Source organism: Enterobacter roggenkampii, assembly GCF_001729805.1.
Classification (GTDB): domain Bacteria; phylum Pseudomonadota; class Gammaproteobacteria; order Enterobacterales; family Enterobacteriaceae; genus Enterobacter; species Enterobacter roggenkampii.
Genome location: NZ_CP017184.1, coordinates 4,336,790 through 4,354,722 on the forward strand (window position 1 = coordinate 4,336,790; position 17,933 = coordinate 4,354,722).

Annotated in this window: 17 protein-coding genes and 1 pseudogene; 5 read left to right on the top strand and 13 right to left on the bottom strand. The window is 56.7% G+C overall.

The annotated features are described in order from the left end of the window. Positions 1-8: 8 nt before the first annotated feature. The 12 genes and pseudogenes from trpS to BFV67_RS20465 form a co-directional block, all read right to left on the bottom strand. Positions 9-1,013: a tryptophan--tRNA ligase gene (trpS, locus tag BFV67_RS20410; protein ID WP_023298773.1), complete on the bottom strand. Its 1,005-nt coding sequence runs from the start codon at positions 1,011-1,013 to the stop codon at positions 9-11. Continuing rightward, entirely contained in the window at positions 1,006-1,767 is a 762-nt protein-coding gene (gene gph / locus BFV67_RS20415) for a phosphoglycolate phosphatase (protein ID WP_069598841.1), read from the bottom strand. Before gph ends, trpS begins: the two co-directional genes overlap by 8 nt. Then, entirely contained in the window at positions 1,760-2,437 is a 678-nt protein-coding gene (gene rpe / locus BFV67_RS20420; RefSeq protein ID WP_008503032.1) for a ribulose-phosphate 3-epimerase, read from the bottom strand. Before rpe ends, gph begins: the two co-directional genes overlap by 8 nt. Positions 2,438-2,478: 41 nt before the next feature. Beyond that, positions 2,479-3,291, bottom strand: coding sequence for an adenine-specific DNA-methyltransferase (gene dam / locus BFV67_RS20425; protein ID WP_008503033.1), 813 nt, complete (start codon positions 3,289-3,291; stop codon positions 2,479-2,481). A 67-nt stretch (positions 3,292-3,358) separates the two neighbouring features. Continuing rightward, entirely contained in the window at positions 3,359-4,660 is a 1,302-nt protein-coding gene (gene damX, locus BFV67_RS20430; RefSeq protein ID WP_032675573.1) for a cell division protein DamX, read from the bottom strand. 92 nt (positions 4,661-4,752) lie between these two features. Beyond that, positions 4,753-5,841 (bottom strand): 3-dehydroquinate synthase, encoded by a 1,089-nt coding sequence (gene aroB / locus BFV67_RS20435; RefSeq protein ID WP_023326225.1) that lies wholly within the window; start codon positions 5,839-5,841, stop codon positions 4,753-4,755. Between the two features lie 57 nt (positions 5,842-5,898). After that, positions 5,899-6,420, bottom strand: a complete 522-nt coding sequence (gene aroK / locus BFV67_RS20440) for a shikimate kinase AroK (RefSeq protein WP_003861630.1) — start codon at positions 6,418-6,420, stop codon at positions 5,899-5,901. A 286-nt stretch (positions 6,421-6,706) separates the two neighbouring features. Next, positions 6,707-7,945: a DNA uptake porin HofQ gene (gene hofQ / locus BFV67_RS20445; protein WP_069598842.1), complete on the bottom strand. Its 1,239-nt coding sequence runs from the start codon at positions 7,943-7,945 to the stop codon at positions 6,707-6,709. Continuing rightward, positions 7,857-8,330, bottom strand: a pseudogene (locus BFV67_RS20450) (HofP DNA utilization family protein). Before BFV67_RS20450 ends, hofQ begins: the two are co-directional and overlap by 89 nt. Then, a complete protein-coding gene (locus BFV67_RS20455; protein WP_069598843.1) occupies positions 8,251-8,706 on the bottom strand; it encodes a HofO family protein in 456 nt (151 codons plus the stop codon). Before BFV67_RS20455 ends, BFV67_RS20450 begins: the two are co-directional and overlap by 80 nt. Positions 8,707-8,709: 3 nt before the next feature. Further along, positions 8,710-9,204: a PilN domain-containing protein gene (locus BFV67_RS20460; protein WP_069598844.1), complete on the bottom strand. Its 495-nt coding sequence runs from the start codon at positions 9,202-9,204 to the stop codon at positions 8,710-8,712. Continuing rightward, positions 9,201-9,977: a type IV pilus biogenesis protein PilM gene (locus BFV67_RS20465; protein ID WP_069598845.1), complete on the bottom strand. Its 777-nt coding sequence runs from the start codon at positions 9,975-9,977 to the stop codon at positions 9,201-9,203. The genes BFV67_RS20460 and BFV67_RS20465 overlap by 4 nt, the downstream gene beginning before the upstream one ends. A gap of 120 nt (positions 9,978-10,097) precedes the next feature. On the opposite strand from BFV67_RS20465, the gene mrcA reads away from it, so the two are divergent. Beyond that, positions 10,098-12,650: a peptidoglycan glycosyltransferase/peptidoglycan DD-transpeptidase MrcA gene (mrcA, locus tag BFV67_RS20470; RefSeq protein ID WP_023326230.1), complete on the top strand. Its 2,553-nt coding sequence runs from the start codon at positions 10,098-10,100 to the stop codon at positions 12,648-12,650. A gap of 80 nt (positions 12,651-12,730) precedes the next feature. On the opposite strand, the gene nudE is transcribed toward mrcA, so the two are convergent. Next, the gene (gene nudE / locus BFV67_RS20475; protein WP_008503041.1) at positions 12,731-13,291 is read right to left on the bottom strand and encodes an ADP compounds hydrolase NudE; all 561 of its coding nucleotides are present in this window, start codon (positions 13,289-13,291) and stop codon (positions 12,731-12,733) included. Positions 13,292-13,615: 324 nt separating this feature from the next. Here nudE and BFV67_RS20485 point away from each other — a divergent pair, with 324 nt between their 5' ends. The 4 genes from BFV67_RS20485 (at position 13,616) to hslO (ending at position 17,803) form a co-directional block, all read left to right on the top strand. Further along, positions 13,616-15,751 carry an intracellular growth attenuator family protein gene (locus tag BFV67_RS20485; protein WP_008503042.1) on the top strand — a complete coding sequence of 712 codons (2,136 nt, stop codon included), beginning with the start codon at positions 13,616-13,618 and terminating at the stop codon, positions 15,749-15,751. A gap of 67 nt (positions 15,752-15,818) precedes the next feature. Next, positions 15,819-16,502 (top strand): GMP/IMP nucleotidase, encoded by a 684-nt coding sequence (gene yrfG / locus BFV67_RS20490; RefSeq protein ID WP_069598846.1) that lies wholly within the window; start codon positions 15,819-15,821, stop codon positions 16,500-16,502. After that, positions 16,499-16,900 (top strand): ribosome-associated heat shock protein Hsp15, encoded by a 402-nt coding sequence (gene hslR / locus BFV67_RS20495; protein WP_008503044.1) that lies wholly within the window; start codon positions 16,499-16,501, stop codon positions 16,898-16,900. Before yrfG ends, hslR begins: the two co-directional genes overlap by 4 nt. A gap of 18 nt (positions 16,901-16,918) precedes the next feature. After that, the gene (hslO, locus tag BFV67_RS20500) at positions 16,919-17,803 is read left to right on the top strand and encodes an Hsp33 family molecular chaperone HslO (RefSeq protein ID WP_161958630.1); all 885 of its coding nucleotides are present in this window, start codon (positions 16,919-16,921) and stop codon (positions 17,801-17,803) included. Positions 17,804-17,933 lie beyond the last annotated feature (130 nt).

The window sequence follows — 17,933 nt, forward strand, 5'->3', positions numbered from 1 at the left end:
ACAGCGGCTTAAGGTTTCGCCACAAACCCAATTGCTTCATACACCGCTTTCAGGGTTTCGGACGCGCGCGCGCTGGCTTTTTCCGCCCCCTCTTTCATCACTTTCTGCAGGAACGCTTCGTCGTTACGGTAGCGGTGATAACGCTCCTGCAGCTCGGTCAGCATGCCGGAAACGGCATCTGCCACTTCGCCTTTAAGGTGGCCGTACATCTTGCCTTCGAAGTGTTTTTCCAGCTCAGGGATGCTCTGGCCGGTGACGCCGGAGAGGATATCCAGCAGGTTGGAGACGCCCGCTTTGTTCTGCACGTCGTAGCGTACGACAGGCGGCTCGTCGGAGTCGGTCACGGCACGCTTGAGTTTTTTCACCACCGATTTCGGATCTTCCAGCAGGCCGATAACGTTGTTGCGGTTATCGTCAGACTTGGACATCTTCTTGGTCGGCTCCAGCAGCGACATTACGCGTGCGCCGGACTTCGGAATAAATGGCTCTGGTACTTTAAACACATCGCCGTAGAGCGCGTTGAAGCGCTGGGCGATATCGCGGCTCAGCTCCAGGTGCTGCTTCTGGTCTTCGCCGACAGGAACCTGGTTAGTCTGGTACAGCAGGATGTCTGCCGCCATCAGCACCGGATAGTCAAACAGGCCGGCGTTGATGTTTTCAGAGTAGCGCGCGGATTTATCCTTGAACTGCGTCATGCGGCTCAGCTCGCCGAAATAGGTGTAGCAGTTCAGCGCCCAGCCCAGCTGCGCGTGCTCCGGCACGTGAGACTGAACGAAGATGGTGCTCTTCTCTGGATCGATGCCGCAGGCCAGATACAGCGCCAGGGTGTCCAGCGTGGCTTTGCGCAGCTTCTCAGGATCCTGACGGGCGGTAATCGCATGGAGATCGACGATGCAGTAAATGCAATGGTAGTCATCCTGCATGCTGACCCACTGACGTAACGCGCCCATGTAGTTACCAATGGTCAATTCACCTGAAGGCTGTGCGCCACTAAAAACGATGGGCTTAGTCATTGTTCAATTCCTGATGTTCACTGTGCGAAAGCCCGAGTGCGGGCAACAAATCTTTGAAGTGGTCGAAAACGACGTCCGGCTCACTCAGCGTGATGGCTTCACCGTAGTTGTAGCCATAGGTTAACCCCACGGAAGGACACCCGGCCGCGCGGGCAGCCAGAATATCATTGCGGGAATCGCCGACAAAGAGCAGCTCCGCAGGCGTTAAGGATAATTTTCCTGCCACCAGCAGCAGCGGTTCCGGATGAGGCTTTTTGTTTTGCACATCGTCGCCGCCCACAATGACGGAGAAATACTTCGCGATATTGAGCGCTTCCAGCAGCGGTGCGACAAACGGCGTGGGTTTGTTGGTCACCAGACCCAGCGGGATGCCCTTCGCGTGCAGCGCGTTCAGCGTTTCCTGAACGTCCGGGAACAGGAAGCTGCCCCCCTCGACGGTCTCTTCATAGAAACGATCGAACAGTTTGCGCAGAATACGCAGCTGCTCTTCCTGCGGGATATCCGCGTGATCGACGCTCGGTTTACCCTGGGCGGAACGCTGCGACGCACGCTCCTGACGCGCCCACGTCAACGCGCGCGCCATCAGAACATCGGCGCCGTTGCCAATCCACGTGACGACGCGCTCTTCACCCGCAACGGGGAGTTCAAGTGCATACAGCGCCTGGTCGACGGCGCTCGTTAAGCCCGGCGCGCTGTCAACCAGCGTGCCGTCGAGGTCGAATGCCACACCCCGAATAGCCTGTAATTTATCCATGACTTACCTTCGCCAGCTCGCGGCGCATTTCATCAATGACTTTTTTGTAATCCGGTTGGTCGAAAATGGCAGAACCGGCAACGAACATATCCGCGCCTGCCGCCGCAATTTCACCAATGTTATTCACTTTCACGCCGCCGTCTACTTCCAGACGAATGTCGTAGCCTGACTCGTCAATACGACGGCGGACTTCACGCAGCTTATCCAGCGTGTGAGGGATGAATGACTGGCCGCCAAAGCCCGGGTTAACGGACATCAGCAGGATCACGTCCAGCTTGTCCATGACATAGTCGAGATAGCTCAGCGGCGTGGCCGGGTTAAACACCAGACCCGCTTTACAGCCGTTCTCTTTGATCAGCTGCAGCGTGCGATCCACATGTTCAGAGGCTTCCGGATGGAAGGTGATGATGCTGGCACCCGCCGCGGCGAAGTCAGGCACGATGCGATCAACCGGTTTCACCATCAGGTGAACGTCGATCGGGGCGGTAATGCCATAGTTACGCAGCGCCTTGAGCACCATCGGACCGATGGTCAGGTTAGGAACGTAGTGGTTATCCATCACGTCGAAATGGACGACATCCGCGCCAGCCGCCAGTGCGTTGGCGGTATCTTCACCCAGGCGGGCAAAATCGGCCGACAGAATTGAGGGAGCAATCAAAAACTGTTTCATCCGCTTCTCCTTGAAATGTGTTTACCGGCGGGCAAAACGGCTCAGGGGCGATAAAGAGCCAGGAGTTCGTCCACCTTTTTACGTGTGCCGCCGTTGCTGCTAATGCTACGCCGCACCTTAACCTGAAAATGCTTCGCGGCTTTGTACCATTCGCGCGTATCAGGCGTGTCGTGATTCGAAATTAACACCGGAATTCTTTTGCTGACCAGCTTTTCCGCCATCTCCGCCAGACGCGCCTGCTCGGCAGGGCTGAAGCTGTTGGTGTGGTAGGCGGTGAAGTTCGCCGTCGCAGACAGCGGCGCGTATGGGGGGTCACAGTAAACCACCGAATTGACGCCTGCCAGTTCCATACACTCTTCATAGGAGAGGCAATGAAACTCCGCGTTCTGCGCTTTTTCAGCAAAGTGATAAAGCTCGTCCTGTGGGAAATACGGGCGCTTGTAGCGACCAAACGGCACGTTAAATTCCCCGCGCAGGTTATACCGGCACAGGCCGTTGTAACCATGACGATTGAGATAGAGGAACAGCAGGGCTCTGCGGAACGGATCCTGGCTCTGGTTAAACTCCGCGCGGAACTGGTAGTAAACGTCCGGGTTATTGTTCTCGGGCGTAAACAGCTTGCGCGCCTCTGCGACATACTCATCGGTACGGAGCTTAACGATGTTATAGAGGCTGATAAGGTCGCTGTTGATATCCGCCAGGATATAACGAGAAAAATCGGTGTTGAGGAACACCGATCCCGCACCCACGAAAGGTTCGATAAGACACTCGCCTTCAGGCAGGTGCTTTTTAATATCATCGAGCAGGGGGTATTTCCCCCCTGCCCATTTCAGAAAAGCGCGATTTTTTTTCATGCTGACTAACTGATTACACCTTCTCCGGCTGTGGAGAAAGCTCCGACAGCATCCTGCGCTTTAAACATTACTTCAGATCGGCCTGAACCTGATGAATCGGCTTCGCCCATGGGTTCTTCGCCTGAACGTCAGCTGGCAGCGCCGCTACGGCACGTTTTGCTTCATCTTTTGACGAATAAACACCGCTCACCAGCACATACCACGGCTGACCGTTACGGGTCGTCTGATAAACAACATAGTTTTTCAGATTTGATTTCTTCGCCCAGCTGTTGAGGTTGTCGTAGTTAGACGAACTGCTCAGCTGCAGCGTGTAGTTGCTGGAAGGCGCAGACTTCAGCGAACCGACGTTACCTGCCGTTTTACCTGCCGCGCTGCTGGATGCGGTTGCCGTCGCGGCTGGTGCCGCTGTGGCAGCCGGTGCCGTGGTGGTCGCCGTGGCTTTCGGCGCAGTCTGCGTGACGGGCGCTTTAGCAGGCTCGCTCACCGCAGCCGTTTCCGTGCGTTTCGGCTGGGCCGGTACGGCTTTCACTTCAGGCGCTTTTACCACTGCCTGAGGTTTGGTTTCACGCTTAGGCTCAATCACTGCCTGCTTACGTTCAGGACGTGTTGTAGTCTGCGTCTGGTGCGGTTTGGTTTCCGTCGCGGCCGTTTGCGGCTGAGCGTTACCGCCGCGAATCGGGGCAACGGTTGCAGGTTCAGTTGGCAGCGTAGAGTTAACCACGACGTTATCAACCTGCTGCTGGTTCTGCGGCTGCGTCAGCGCATTGTTCAGGTCTCCCTGAACTTCCACACGCTGCTGACCTTCTGGCGCAGCAGGTGCCTGACCCTGAGCTGGGGTTGAAGAAACGGGCGGCAGAGAAACATCCTGCGGCGCTGTGGTGTTACCGGCGGTCTGCTCTGCGGAAGTAGCACCCGGCGCTGGCTGTGCGCCATTCGCCTGATTGGACGCATCGTTACCGGAAAGGTTGATGCTCTTCTCAGCGGAAGCCGTTTGCTCGGTTGAGTTCGTTGACGGTGCTTTAAGCGCGGAGCCAATGCCGACAATCAGCAGCACAAGCACCAGAACGCCAAGGCCCATCATAATGTACTGGCGGGAAGCCGGTTTTGGCGCAGCGGCTTTTTTACGTTTACGCGGGCGACGCTCTACAGGCTGTTCGTCCATTGAATCTTCTTCGGACTCATAATCCTCTTCTGCTCGCTCTTCGTGCGCGTTGCGGCTGCGCGAAGGGCGACGATCGTCTGCATCCAGATCAACATCGTCAAAGTTGATCTGCGGCTCGTTATCACGTTCTGAAGATTGACGAGAACGACCAGTACGACGATCGCTGGGATCGGGTTTCAGCTCGTCTTCTGGTTTGAATTCATCCATTTAACACCCCACTCAAAGGCTTATGCCAACGACTTTGCATTTCACCTGAAGCTAAACGACCACCTGCGACAGTGGCCTGACCTTTCTAGTTGTTACGCTTGCTGACAGTCAGCGATAGCGCCAAGAACGACATCGTGCGGCACTCCGCCGCGCACTTCACTCTTCCCTATTGCAAGCGGGAGTACAAGACGCATCTCACCTGCCAATACTTTTTTATCGCGCATCATGTGGGGTAAATACGCTTGCGCCGACATCTCCTGCGGCCCGTTCACCGGCAAACCTGCACGCTCAAGCAGCGCAATGATACGTGCCGTCTCTTCCGGTTTGAACTGCCCAAGGCGTTCAGAGGTGCGGGCAGCCATCACCATGCCGGCCGCGACGGCTTCACCGTGCAGCCAGTTGCCGTAACCCATTTCGGCTTCAATCGCGTGACCAAACGTATGCCCAAGATTCAGTAAAGCACGTAAGCCCGTTTCACGCTCGTCTGCGGCAACAACTTCTGCTTTCAGCTCACAGCAACGACGAATGCAGTATGCCAGTTTTGCCTCATCGAGGCCCAGCAGCGCATCCATATTCTCTTCAAGCCAGCTAAAGAACTCGCCATCCAGAATAATGCCGTATTTGATCACTTCCGCCAGACCCGAAGCCAGCTCGCGCTTCGGCAGGGTTTTCAGACAGTCGAGATCCACCACCACCGATGCGGGCTGGTAGAACGCGCCAATCATGTTTTTGCCGAGCGGATGGTTCACTGCCGTTTTGCCACCCACAGAGGAGTCGACCTGGGACAGCAGCGTGGTAGGGATTTGGATAAAGCGGACACCACGCTGATAGCTTGCGGCCGCAAAGCCGGTCAGATCGCCCACAACACCGCCGCCCAGGGCAAGCAGTGTTGTATCGCGACCATGCGGTTTTTGCAGCAATGCGGTAAAGACGGTATCCAGTACCGTCAGGCTTTTATACTGCTCGCCATCGGGGAGAATCACACTGTCGACTTTTACGCCCGCCTGCTCAAGCAGGTGGCGTACGCGGTCGAGATAAAGCGGAGCCAGCGTCTCGTTGGTGACCAGCATCGCCTGATCACCCGCTTTCAGTGGTAAAAAGGAAGCTGGGTCGTTAAACAAACCAGCCGCGATGGTGATAGGGTAACTACGTTCCCCGAGAGTAACTGTAATCCTCTCCATGACGCGACATCCACCTTTAATGCTTTTACCCGCAGGCGAGTGTATATAAAGCCAGAATCAGTTGCTTTCCAGCATATGAATAATCTGGTTTGCAACCACTTTAGCGCTCTGGTCGTCGGTACGAATGGTCACATCGGCAATCTCTTCATACAGCGGATTGCGTTCATCGGCCAACGCTTCCAGAACTTCGCGTGGTGGCGTTTCAACCTGCAGCAGCGGGCGCTTTTTATCGCGCTGCGTACGTGCCAGCTGTTTCTCAATGGTCGTCTCAAGATAGACCACTACGCCACGGGCGGAGAGACGGTTGCGGGTTTCGCGAGATTTCACAGAGCCGCCGCCTGTTGCCAGAACGATGCCCTGTTTTTCCGTGAGTTCGTTGATCACTTTTTCTTCTCGGTCACGGAAACCTTCTTCGCCTTCTACGTCGAAAACCCAGCCCACATCAGCTCCGGTTCGTTTCTCAATCTCTTGATCAGAATCGTAAAATTCCATATTGAGTTGTTGAGCTAACTGACGCCCAATAGTGCTTTTGCCGGCACCCATAGGCCCAACCAGAAAGATATTGCGTTTCTCTGCCATTTTATCGGTACTACTAAGACTATTCGTTAATGGTAATCCCCGCTTCGCAGACACCCGGCGTAGCAGGACATGAACTGAAACCTCATATGCAATAGAGCGAGAGTCAGACTAAAAATTATCTCAATACTCCGGCTTGTTTGGCAACTGATTAAATCACCGCGCCGGGCGCATAAGGTAATAAGACGTAAGTCCAACTCAAATCGGTACTCCTTGTATGCTAATTCATGCCCCACGTCAAACATCTGCAACAAACTGAATGCAAAATCATTGCGGGGATCGTTACCCGTCAGCGAATACCGACCAGACGTGGTGTAATAAACACCACTAATTCACGCCGTTCGTTGTCTTTCCCGTCATGGCGAAAAAGCGATCCAATCCAGGGGATGCTCCCAAGCCCCGGTACGCTGTCAGTGCCGGTTTTGTTCTTCTGGGAAAATATTCCGCCCAACGCCAGCGTTTCTCCACTTTTTACCTCCACCTGGGTCTCTATCTCCTGCTTATCGATAGCCAGCGTTTCGCCATCGGCCTGCTGCAGAACCTGTCCCGGCATATTTTCGCTGATGTGTAATTTCAGGCGCACGCGTCCCCCCGGCAATACTACCGGTGTGACCTCCATTCCGAGTACCGCCTCTTTAAACTCAACGGAGGTGGCGCCGCTTTCCCCGCTTGAGACCTGATACGGAATTTCGCTGCCCTGCTTGATACTGGCAGGTTGCATATGCGAGGCCAACAGCCGCGGGCTGGCGATAATATCGACCTGCTGTTTTTGCTCCAACGCTGAAAGTTCCAGATCAAGCAACCTGCCGTTAATCCGACCGATATTAAACCCCACGTGGCTGGTGGCGCTGGCGACAGAAAGATCGCTGCCCAGCGTCGTGAGCTGCCCCACCTTGCCCGCGTCGGTAGCGTCGGCGAGATTCCACTTCACCCCAAGCTCACGCAGGCTTTTTTCGTTAATGGTCACAATATGCGCCGCCAGTTCGACCTGCTCGACGGGAATATCCATCTCGGCGGCCCAGCGCCGCAGCGTATCCACCGCAGCCTGGTTATCCCGAATCAGCAGGCGGTTAGTACGTTTGTCGACGGATAAACTCCCCTTTGGGCTCAGGAGTTTTTCCGCGGCTTTTTGCAGCTCCCCGGCGTCCGCATAGGAAAAGGGAATGCCCTGAGTGACCAGCGGGGCATCAAGCTGTCGACGCGCCTGTTCCTGTTCTGAACGCTCCCGCTGTTCACGCTGCCAGGCCGCGGTATGCACATAAAAAATACCGCCCTCCTCGCGCAAGACGAGTCCGGCGCTGGAGACGACCGTCCGTAACGCCTGCCTCCAGGGGACGCGCGTCAGGTTAAGCGAAAGCGTACCGCTGACATCAGGCGATACCACCAGATTACGGTTCTCCTGTGCGACCAGGGCCTGTAACACCTGGACCACAGGCACGTCATCCACCACCAGCGTGACCGGTTTTGGCGCGGCGGCCCACAGCGGTTGGCTGAACGCCAGCAGCCACAGCATTATCCGTAAATTCATTTTTGTCCGTTCCTTCTCGTTGCCACGTCCATTTTCCCGGGTCACAGGTGTCACCCACATCAACCGCCAGCTCCGCTGCATTGACGGCGGTTATCCTCCAGCCAGCCGGGAAGCGCTCATGCGTTTTCAGCCGGTGCCAGCGCTTTTGCCCATCCTATAAAATGCCGATAGTCTCCTGCCCTTCCACCAGGCCGCGAAAGCGCCACTGCGCCAGTTCGCCAATGGCGCAAGGATCGTCCGGGGGACGAAACGGATCGCGCATACCGGTCAATAGCAGCACTGAGCAAACCAGCAAACATCGCGCGCTATTTCGCATGTTCCAGCTCCAGCTGCAGGCGTAACGCCGTACCTTGTGGCGCAATCGCGAAAGCGGCGATCTGCACATCCTGCTGTGCCAGACGGGAAAAAAGTTCCGGAATGGCCTGCCACTCCGTATCCAGCGTCAGTTCCCCTCCATTCTGCAGCGGCTTCCAGTGAACCAGCGTCGTCTCATCGTTCTGAAAATCGAGCGGGGAGAATGGCGCCAGCTCCCGTGCCTTTGCAGCGTCCGGACGAAACGGCCCCTTTCTGACAACAGGCCATAACGATGCATTAGTGCTTACATTCTCAATCAGCTGGCGTTGTTGTTCAGCACACTGCCTGTCTACCGGTCTGAGCAACGCGCCCCACGCGACCAGCCCTGCCAGGAGACTCCCCAGGCACCAGCAGAGTACCCGATGCCAGGGACGGCTTTCGCACCAGCGTTCTAACAAGGTATTCACGCGTTACCCCTCACTTTTGAGATGAAGCGTAAACAGCCAGTGCCCCCGGCTATCCTGCCGAAGCTCGCCCGCTGTCCCGGACGTAAAGCCCGCGAGTTGTCCCACCCCATCGCGCAGGGCAGAGATGGCCGGCAAGGTGATGGCATAACCAGTCAATATCAGCGCAGGCGGCTGATAGCGCAGCTCTGTCAGCCAGACCTGTGAAGGAATGGCGCTGGAAAGGGATTCCAGCACCGGTTGCCATGCGCGTCGTTGCCTGGTTTGCACGGGGAGCTGCGCCTGTGCGGCCAGTTTTTGCCGGGCGACAAGCGCGTGCTGCACGGACTGCATTCCCGTCAGATCCGTTTGCAGCACGCGCAGTTTCACGAACTGGTTCATCCGCAGACAAACAATGACTACGAACATCAACAGTACTGTGCCGATACACATTGCGCCCCAGAAGCGCAGGCATCGCGCGCGCCGCTGCTGTCGCCAGGGCAGAAAATTCAGGATGCTCATCCGGGCACCTCGCTCATGGCCAACGCCAGCGCGACGGTATAATCAGCCCCGCATTCCGGCAGCGGAGCATGACAGCGTTCCAGGATTTCCCACGGATCACGTTGGCAATCAAACAGCGCGATGTCATCCGGACCAAGCGCCAGCAGCGCCGCCAGCTCAGCCACGTTTTTTGCTTCGGTAGTTAAGCGGCGTCCCCACTGGTGGCGCATCGCCCAGAGCCACTGCCGATCGTCCCGCCAGGCAACGCACTGCGCCGGCGCCACTGCGGGAAGAAGATTCGTCAGCGCGCTGGCATCCGGGGTAATGGTCACCAGCCGCAAACGCAGCGTTTTCGCCAGCGCCAGAAGGGTATCGACCTCGTTGTTTTGTGCGGCCGTCACGTGAAAGGTATTGCTGAAGGTATCCTGGGCGTAGTCGAAACAGAGGGTATCGGCAGACATCTCCAGTTCGCGGGCGAGCGCGCTACCCAGCCATGAGAGCTGCTCGCTGTCGCGCAGCGCAACGGTCGGGCGAGGAAGCGACCGCTGCAGAGTGCGTGCTGCCGGGAAAGAGAGGAACACCCGATGGGCGTGCGGCAGCGTTTTTCGCCAGTCGCGCAACGCATCAACCAGCTGTTCTGGCTGGCAAATTTTGCCGTCACGAATGATGCCTTCGCCCAGCGGGATTGCCCACCAGCGCCGCAGACGCCAGCCGGACTTATCCCGGTCCAGCGCCACGATCAGCACCCTATCCTGTTGAATATGAACGCCCGTTTGCCATGTTTTGAAGGCCATGCTTCACGATCTCCTTATCGCCCGTCGCCCTGACGGCTATATCAATGAATCAGGCTTGCCTTTATACTACCGCGCGATTGTTTAGAAACTGCCCAAGTGAAACCAAATGGGAAATCTCCGGTGAAGTTCGTAAAGTATTTATTCATCCTTGCAGTCTGTTGCATTCTGCTGGGAGCAGGCTCGATTTACGGTTTGTACAAATATATTGAGCCACAGCTACCTGATGTCGCCACGCTTCGCGATGTGCGTCTCCAGATCCCGATGCAGGTCTATAGCGCCGATGGCGAGCTCATGGCGCAGTATGGCGAGAAGCGTCGTATCCCGCTGACCTTAAACCAAATTCCACCCGTGATGGTGAAAGCCTTTATCGCCACGGAGGACAGCCGTTTTTACGAGCACCACGGTGTCGATCCGGTGGGGATTTTCCGTGCCGCGAGCATTGCGTTGTTCTCTGGTCACGCCTCTCAGGGGGCGAGTACCATTACGCAGCAGCTGGCGCGTAACTTCTTCCTCAGCCCTGAAAAGACGCTGACCCGTAAGATCAAAGAGGTGTTCCTGGCGATCCGTATTGAGCAGCTGCTGAGCAAAGACGAGATCCTTGAGCTGTACCTCAATAAAATCTACCTGGGCTACCGTGCCTATGGCGTGGGGGCGGCTGCGCAGGTGTACTTCGGTAAGCCTGTGGAGCAACTCACCTTAAGCGAAATGGCCACTATCGCCGGTCTGCCAAAAGCGCCGTCCACGTTTAACCCGCTCTACTCGCTCGATCGCGCCACCGCGCGTCGTAACGTCGTCCTGTCACGTATGCTGAGCGAAGGCTATATCAGCCAGAGCGAGTACGACCAGGCGCGCAACGACGTCATTGACGCTAACTACCATGCTCCGGAGATCGCCTTCTCTGCGCCTTACCTGACCGAAATGGTTCGCCAGGAGATGGTGAATCGCTATGGCGACAAGGCCTATGAAGATGGCTATCGCGTGTACACCACCGTCACCCGTAAAGTGCAGCAGGCGGCGCAGGACGCGGTGCGCAACAACGTGATGGACTACGATATGCGTCACGGCTATCGCGGCCCGTCAAACGTGCTCTGGAAGGTGGGCGAAAGCGCGTGGGACAGCAAAAAAATCATCAGTACGCTGAGAGCACTGCCTACCTACGGGCCGCTCCTTCCTGCGGTGGTGACGCAGGCCGATCCTCAGGAAGCCGTTGCGACGCTGGCGGACGGTACGTCCGTCTCCCTGCGCATGGACGGTATCCGTTGGGCGCGTCCGTACCGCTCGGATACCCTGCAGGGCGCCACGCCGCGTAAAGTGACCGATGCGGTGCAGACCGGGCAGCAAATCTGGGTGCGCAAGGTTGGCGAATCCTGGTGGCTGGCGCAGGTGCCGGACGTCAACTCGGCCCTGGTTTCTATCAATCCGCAGAACGGTGCTGTACTGGCCCTGGTCGGCGGGTTCGATTTCAACCAGAGCAAATTTAACCGTGCCACCCAGGCGCTGCGTCAGGTCGGTTCCAATATCAAACCGTTCCTCTACACGGCCGCGATGGATAAGGGCCTGACCCTCGCCAGCATCCTCAACGACGTGCCAATCTCCCGCTGGGATGCGGGGGCGGGTTCCGACTGGCAGCCTAAAAACTCCCCTGCGGAATATGCCGGCCCGATTCGTCTTCGTCAGGGTCTGGGACAGTCGAAAAACGTGGTGATGGTGCGTGCCATGCGCGCCATGGGCGTCGACTATGCCGCAGAGTATCTGCAGCGCTTCGGTTTCCCGGCGCAGAACATCGTTCGCACCGAGTCGCTGGCGTTAGGCTCAGCCTCCTTTACGCCGCTTCAGGTCGCGCGTGGATACTCGGTGATGGCCAACGGCGGCTTCCTGATTGACCCGTACTTCATCAGCAAGATCGAGAACGATCAGGGCGGCGTGCTGTTCGAGGCGAAGCCGAAAATTGCCTGCCCTGACTGCGATATTCCGGTCATTTATGGCAATACGCCGAAATCTGAAGTACTTGAAAACAAGGACATGGAAGATCCTGCCGTGTCGCAGGAGCAGCAGAACGGCGTGGTGCCGCAGCCGCAGCTCGAGCAGGCGAATCAGGCGCTGGTGGCGCAGACCGGCGCGCAGGAATACGCCCCGCATGTGATCAACACGCCGCTGTCTTTCCTGATCAAAAGCGCGCTGAACACCAACATCTTCGGTGAGCCAGGCTGGCAGGGTACCGGCTGGCGCGCAGGACGCGATCTGCAGCGCCATGATATCGGCGGTAAAACGGGGACAACCAACAGCTCGAAAGACGCGTGGTTCTCCGGTTACGGTCCGGGCGTGGTGACCTCGGTCTGGATCGGCTTCGACGATCACCGCCGCGATTTAGGGCGTACCACGGCCTCCGGCGCGATTAAAGATCAGATTTCCGGCTACGAAGGCGGCGCGAAGAGCGCGCAGCCAGCCTGGGACGCCTACATGAAGGCCGTTCTTGAAGGCGTGCCGGAGCAGCCGCTGACGCCACCGCCTGGCGTGGTGACGGTCAATATCGACCGCAGCACGGGCCAGCTCGCCAACGGCGGTAATAGTCGCGAGGAGTATTTCATCGAGGGCACACAGCCAACCACACAGGCGGTGCATGAGGTGGGTACAGAGATTATCGATAACGGCGAAACGCACGAGCTGTTCTAAATGTAAAAATGCCCGGTAAAAACCGGGCAACACAGCGTAGGCCGGGTCAGGCGAAGCCGCCACCCGGCATTTTTTATGGGCTACAGCCGCCCCTGCCCTTTCAACCACTCCCGTACCAGGAACAGCGCGCTCACGTTGCGAGCCTCATTAAAGTCAGGGTCTTCCAGCAGATCCATCAGGTGCGCCAGCGGCCAGCGAACCTGCGGCAGCGGCTCCGGCTCATCCCCTTCCAGCGATTCAGGATAGAGATCTTCCGCCACCACGATATTCATTTTGCTGGAAAAATAGGACGGCGCCATGCTCAGTTTTTTCAGGAATGAAAGCTCATTCGCCCCGAACCCCACCTCTTCTTTCAGCTCGCGGTTTGCCGCTTCAAAGACGGTTTCGCCCGGGTCGATCAGCCCTTTCGAGAACCCAAGCTCGTAAGATTCCGTTCCCACAGCGTATTCGCGGATCAAAATCAGATGATCGTCGACAATCGGCACAATCATCACCGCTTCGCGCGACGAGGGGCGCATACGTTCATAAACGCGACGCACACCGTTGCTGAACTCCAGATCCACACTTTCGACATTAAACAGGCGCGATTTGGCGACTGTTTCAACATTCAGAATGGTGGGTTTTTGTAGTGGTTTGCTCATCGTGATGGGTCTTAGCAGTGAGAACTGGCGTTATTGTGCGATACGCCGCACGGTTTCGGCAATGTCAATCGTTCTTTATTTACATTTATGCAACGTAACAGGGATCAGTCCTCAATTCAAAACAAATGTCAAGAGGTTGAAATGTTTCCAGGAATTTGCTGATATCGCGCCATAACAGGCTTTGCTATCATCACCGGTCACTGGGATGCGCTTCAGAATGCTCAAGTTCGACTCCATACTTGCCGATAGCCAGCCACAGACTCTCATTCAATGTAAAGGTGCTACTGACTACACCTGTAAGAAGATAAGTAAGATGGGGAAAGCATGAGCACCATTTTGATTGTTCTCGCTGCTATGCTGGCCGGCGCATTGGTTGCAGGGTGGTTGTACAGGCGCCGCATACAGCGCCGTTATCGCCTGCCTTTTTTAACTGCATTTGCGGGCGCGACCACGCGTAAACTCACGCAAGACGAGCGCGATGCGGTTGAAAACTATCTCGAAATCCTGAACCGTACTCAGCTCACGCCTGGGCCAACGGGTGCCACCGCTGCGCCCGTGGCGTTAAAGCTTAATGCGCAGAGTGATACCGTGCTCTGCGTGACGCGTTCCATCACGCGCTACGGCATCACGACTGATGACCCCAACAAGTGGCGCTATTACCTTGATTCCGTCGAAGTGCATCTCCCTCCGTCCTGGGAGCAATACATTAATGACGAAAACAGCGTTGAGCTGATTCACACCGATTCATTACCTCTGGTTATCTCGCTTAACGGTCACACGCTGAATGAATATCTTCAGGAAGCCCCGCGTTTTGCGCTGGAGCGCGCCAGTTCGACGCAGGCTTCTATTCGTGGCGAAGAGACAGAGCAGATCGAACTGCTGAACATTCGTCAGGAGACGCATGAAGAGTACGCCCTGAGCCGCCCGGACGGCATTCGTGAAGCCCTACTGATCGTCGCCGCCTTCCTGCTCTTTTTTTTCTGCCTGCTGACGCCGGATGTGTTTGTCCCCTGGCTGGCGGGCGGTGCGGTGCTGCTGCTGGCGGGCGGGCTTTGGGGGCTCTTTGCTCCGCCGGCCAAAACCTCGTTGCGCGAGATCCACTGCCTGCGCGGGACGCCAAAGCGCTGGGGTCTGTTCGGTGAAAACGATCAGGAACACCTCAACAATATCTCGCTCGGGATTATTGACCTGATTTACCCGCGCCACTGGCAACCGTGGATCGCGCAGGATTTAGGCCAGAAAACCGATATTGATATCTACCTTGACCGCCACGTTGTGCGTCAGGGGCGCTTCTTATCCCTGCATGATGAAGTGAAAAATTTCCCGCTTCAGCACTGGCTTCGCAGCACGGTCATTGCCGGGGGCGCGGCGCTGGTCTTAGTCATGCTGCTGCTTTTCGTGCCGCTGGATATGCCCATCAAATTCACCCTGTCGTGGATCAAAGGGGCGCAAACCATTGAAGCGACCAGCGTCAACAAACTGGATGAAGCCGGTGTGCGCGTGGGGGACACGCTGCGCCTGAAGGGAACCGGGATGTGTAATATTCACACGCCGGGGGCATGGAACACGCGTCAGAACTCGCCGTTCATGCCTTTCGATTGCTCGCAAATTATCTGGAACGACGCACCGCCGCTGCCGCTGCCGGAATCAGAAGTGGTGAATAAAGCCACGGCGCTTACTCAGACGGTTAACCGCCAGCTGCACCCGAAACCGGACGATGATTCGCGCGTCAGCCCTGCGCTGCGTTCGGCCATTCAAAAATCAGGCATGGTTCTGCTGGATGATTTTGGTGACATCGTTCTGAAAACGCAGGATCTCTGTTCTTCGCAGGATGAGTGCATACGTCTTAAAAATGCCCTGGTCAACCTCGGGAACAGTAAAGACTGGGACTCGCTGGTAAAGCGCGCCGAAGCGGGACGACTGGATGGCGTCAACGTGCTGCTGCGTCCGGTGAGTGCTGAATCGCTGGATAACCTGGTCGCCACCTCCACATCACCGTTTATGATGCGCGAGACCACCCGGGCGGCTCAGGCGCTGAACAGCCCGGCACCGGGCGGCTTTGTGATTGCAAGCGATGAAGGCAGCGACCTGGTCGATCAGCCTTACCCGCAGGTGGCGCTTTATGACTACCCGGCGCAGGAGCAGTGGAGCCAGTTCCAGCGCCTGGCGCAGATGCTGATGCAAACGCCGTTCAGCGCAGAAGGGATTGTCACGAGTGTTTATACCGACGCCAACGGCACGCGCCATATCGGCCTGCACCGGATGCCAGATAGCGCAGGTTTATGGCGCTACATCGGCACCTCTCTGCTGATGACCGCGATGCTGATCGCCATTTTCTGGAACGGCTTTATGGCCCTGCGACGCTACCAGCGCTCGCGCACCCGGCTTGCAGAGATCCAGCAATATTATGAAAATTGCCTCAATCCTAAGCTGATCCCCTCCTCTGAGAGCCTGATCTGATAACGTCGTTGCGCGACAAGATGTGCTACCCTGTCGCGCACGTTTCTTCTGGCTGGAGTTCCCCCCTATGCATCTTGATATCGACTGGCAGCAGGTCGACACCGTTCTGCTGGATATGGACGGCACGCTGCTCGATCTCGCCTTTGATAACTATTTCTGGCAAACGCTGGTGCCGGAATCCTATGGCGAGCAGCAGGGAATCTCCCCGGCAGAAGCGCAGGCATTCATTCGTTCGCAATATAGCGCCGTGCAACATACGCTAAACTGGTACTGTCTGGACTACTGGAGCGAGCGCCTCGGTCTGGATATTTGTGCCATGACCACCGCCCAGGGTCCACGCGCCGTACTGCGCGAGGATACGGTTCCGTTCCTGGATGCGCTGAAAGCAAGCGGCAAACGCCGTATTTTGCTGACCAATGCGCATCCCCATAACCTGGCCGTGAAGCTGGAGCATACGGGTCTGGCATCACACCTTGATTTATTACTTTCCACCCACACATTTGGTTATCCGAAAGAGGATCAGCGGTTGTGGCATGCGGTGAAGGAAGAGACGGGCTTGCAGCCGGAACGTACGCTGTTCATTGACGACAGCGAGCCCATTCTGGATTCCGCGGCAAGGTTTGGCATTCGCTATTGTCTGGGCGTCACCAATCCTGACTCTGGCCTGGCTGAAAAAAGCTATCTGCGCCACCCGGGACTGAACGACTACCGCCAGATGATCCCCTCACTGACCGTGAAGGAGAGGCCATGAAAGAAAAACCCTCTGACGGGGTAAGACTGGATAAATGGCTGTGGGCGGCGCGTTTTTATAAAACGCGCGCCCTTGCCCGCGAAATGATTGACGGCGGAAAGGTGCATTACAACGGCCAGCGCAGCAAACCAAGCAAGCTGGTTGAGCTGAATGCCACCTTAACGCTGCGTCAGGGCAACGATGAACGTACGGTAGTGATTAAAGCCATTACCGAACAACGACGGCCCGCCCCGGAAGCCGTCCTGCTTTATGAAGAGACGGCGGAAAGCATAGAAAAGCGCGAGAAGACCGCGCTGGCGCGCAAAATGAATGCGCTGACCATGCCCCACCCGGACCGGCGACCGGATAAAAAAGAGCGCCGCGATCTGATGAAATTTAAACACGGTGAGAGCGAGTAACCCTCACCCGCACGAGAGATGAAAATGGCCCAACACGACCAATTACACCGCTATCTGTTTGAACAATTCGCCGTGCGCGGCGAACTGGTCACCGTATCCGAAACCTGGAAACAGATTCTGGAAAACCACAACTACCCGCTGCCGGTGAAGACCCTGTTGGGCGAACTGCTGGTTGCCACCAGCCTGCTGACCGCAACGCTGAAGTTTGCCGGCGATATCACCGTGCAGCTGCAGGGTGACGGCCCAATGTCGCTGGCGGTGATCAACGGCAATAACCAGCAGCAGATGCGCGGCGTGGCGCGCGTTCAGGGCGACGTGCCTGAAAATGCTGACCTCAAAACGCTGGTAGGTAATGGCTACCTGGTGATCACCATCTCCCCGGAGGAAGGTGAACGCTATCAGGGCGTGGTCGGTCTGGAAGGCGATACCCTGGCAGCCTGCCTGGAAGATTACTTCATGCGTTCTGAACAGCTGCCGACGCGTCTCTTCATCCGCACCGGTGAAGTGGACGGTCAGCCTGCTGCTGGCGGCATGCTGCTGCAGGTTCTGCCTGCGCAGGACGCGCAGACCAATGATTTCGAGCACCTGGCAACACTGACCGAAACCATCAAGGCGGAAGAGCTGTTCAACCTGTCGGCGACCGACGTGCTGTGGCGTCTGTACCACGAAGAAGAAGTGACCGTCTACGACCCGCAGTCCGTTGAGTTTAAGTGCACCTGCTCCCGCGAGCGCTGCGCTGGCGCACTGAAAACCCTGCCGGATGAAGAGATCGACAGCATCATGGCGGAAGACGGCGAAATTGATATGCACTGTGACTACTGCGGTACGCACTATGTGTTCAATTCGATGGATATCGCTGAGATCCGCAACAACGCCTCCCCGGCGGATCCGCAGGTTCACTAAACCTCTTTCCCCTCACCCTCTTCCGTTTGGGAAGAGGGCTGGGTTGAGGGGTAAAAAAACACCCCCCAAGCTGAATCGTTTTCCCAATGTAACTCTTACGTAATTTTCTTACGTGTATGCGATTACATTC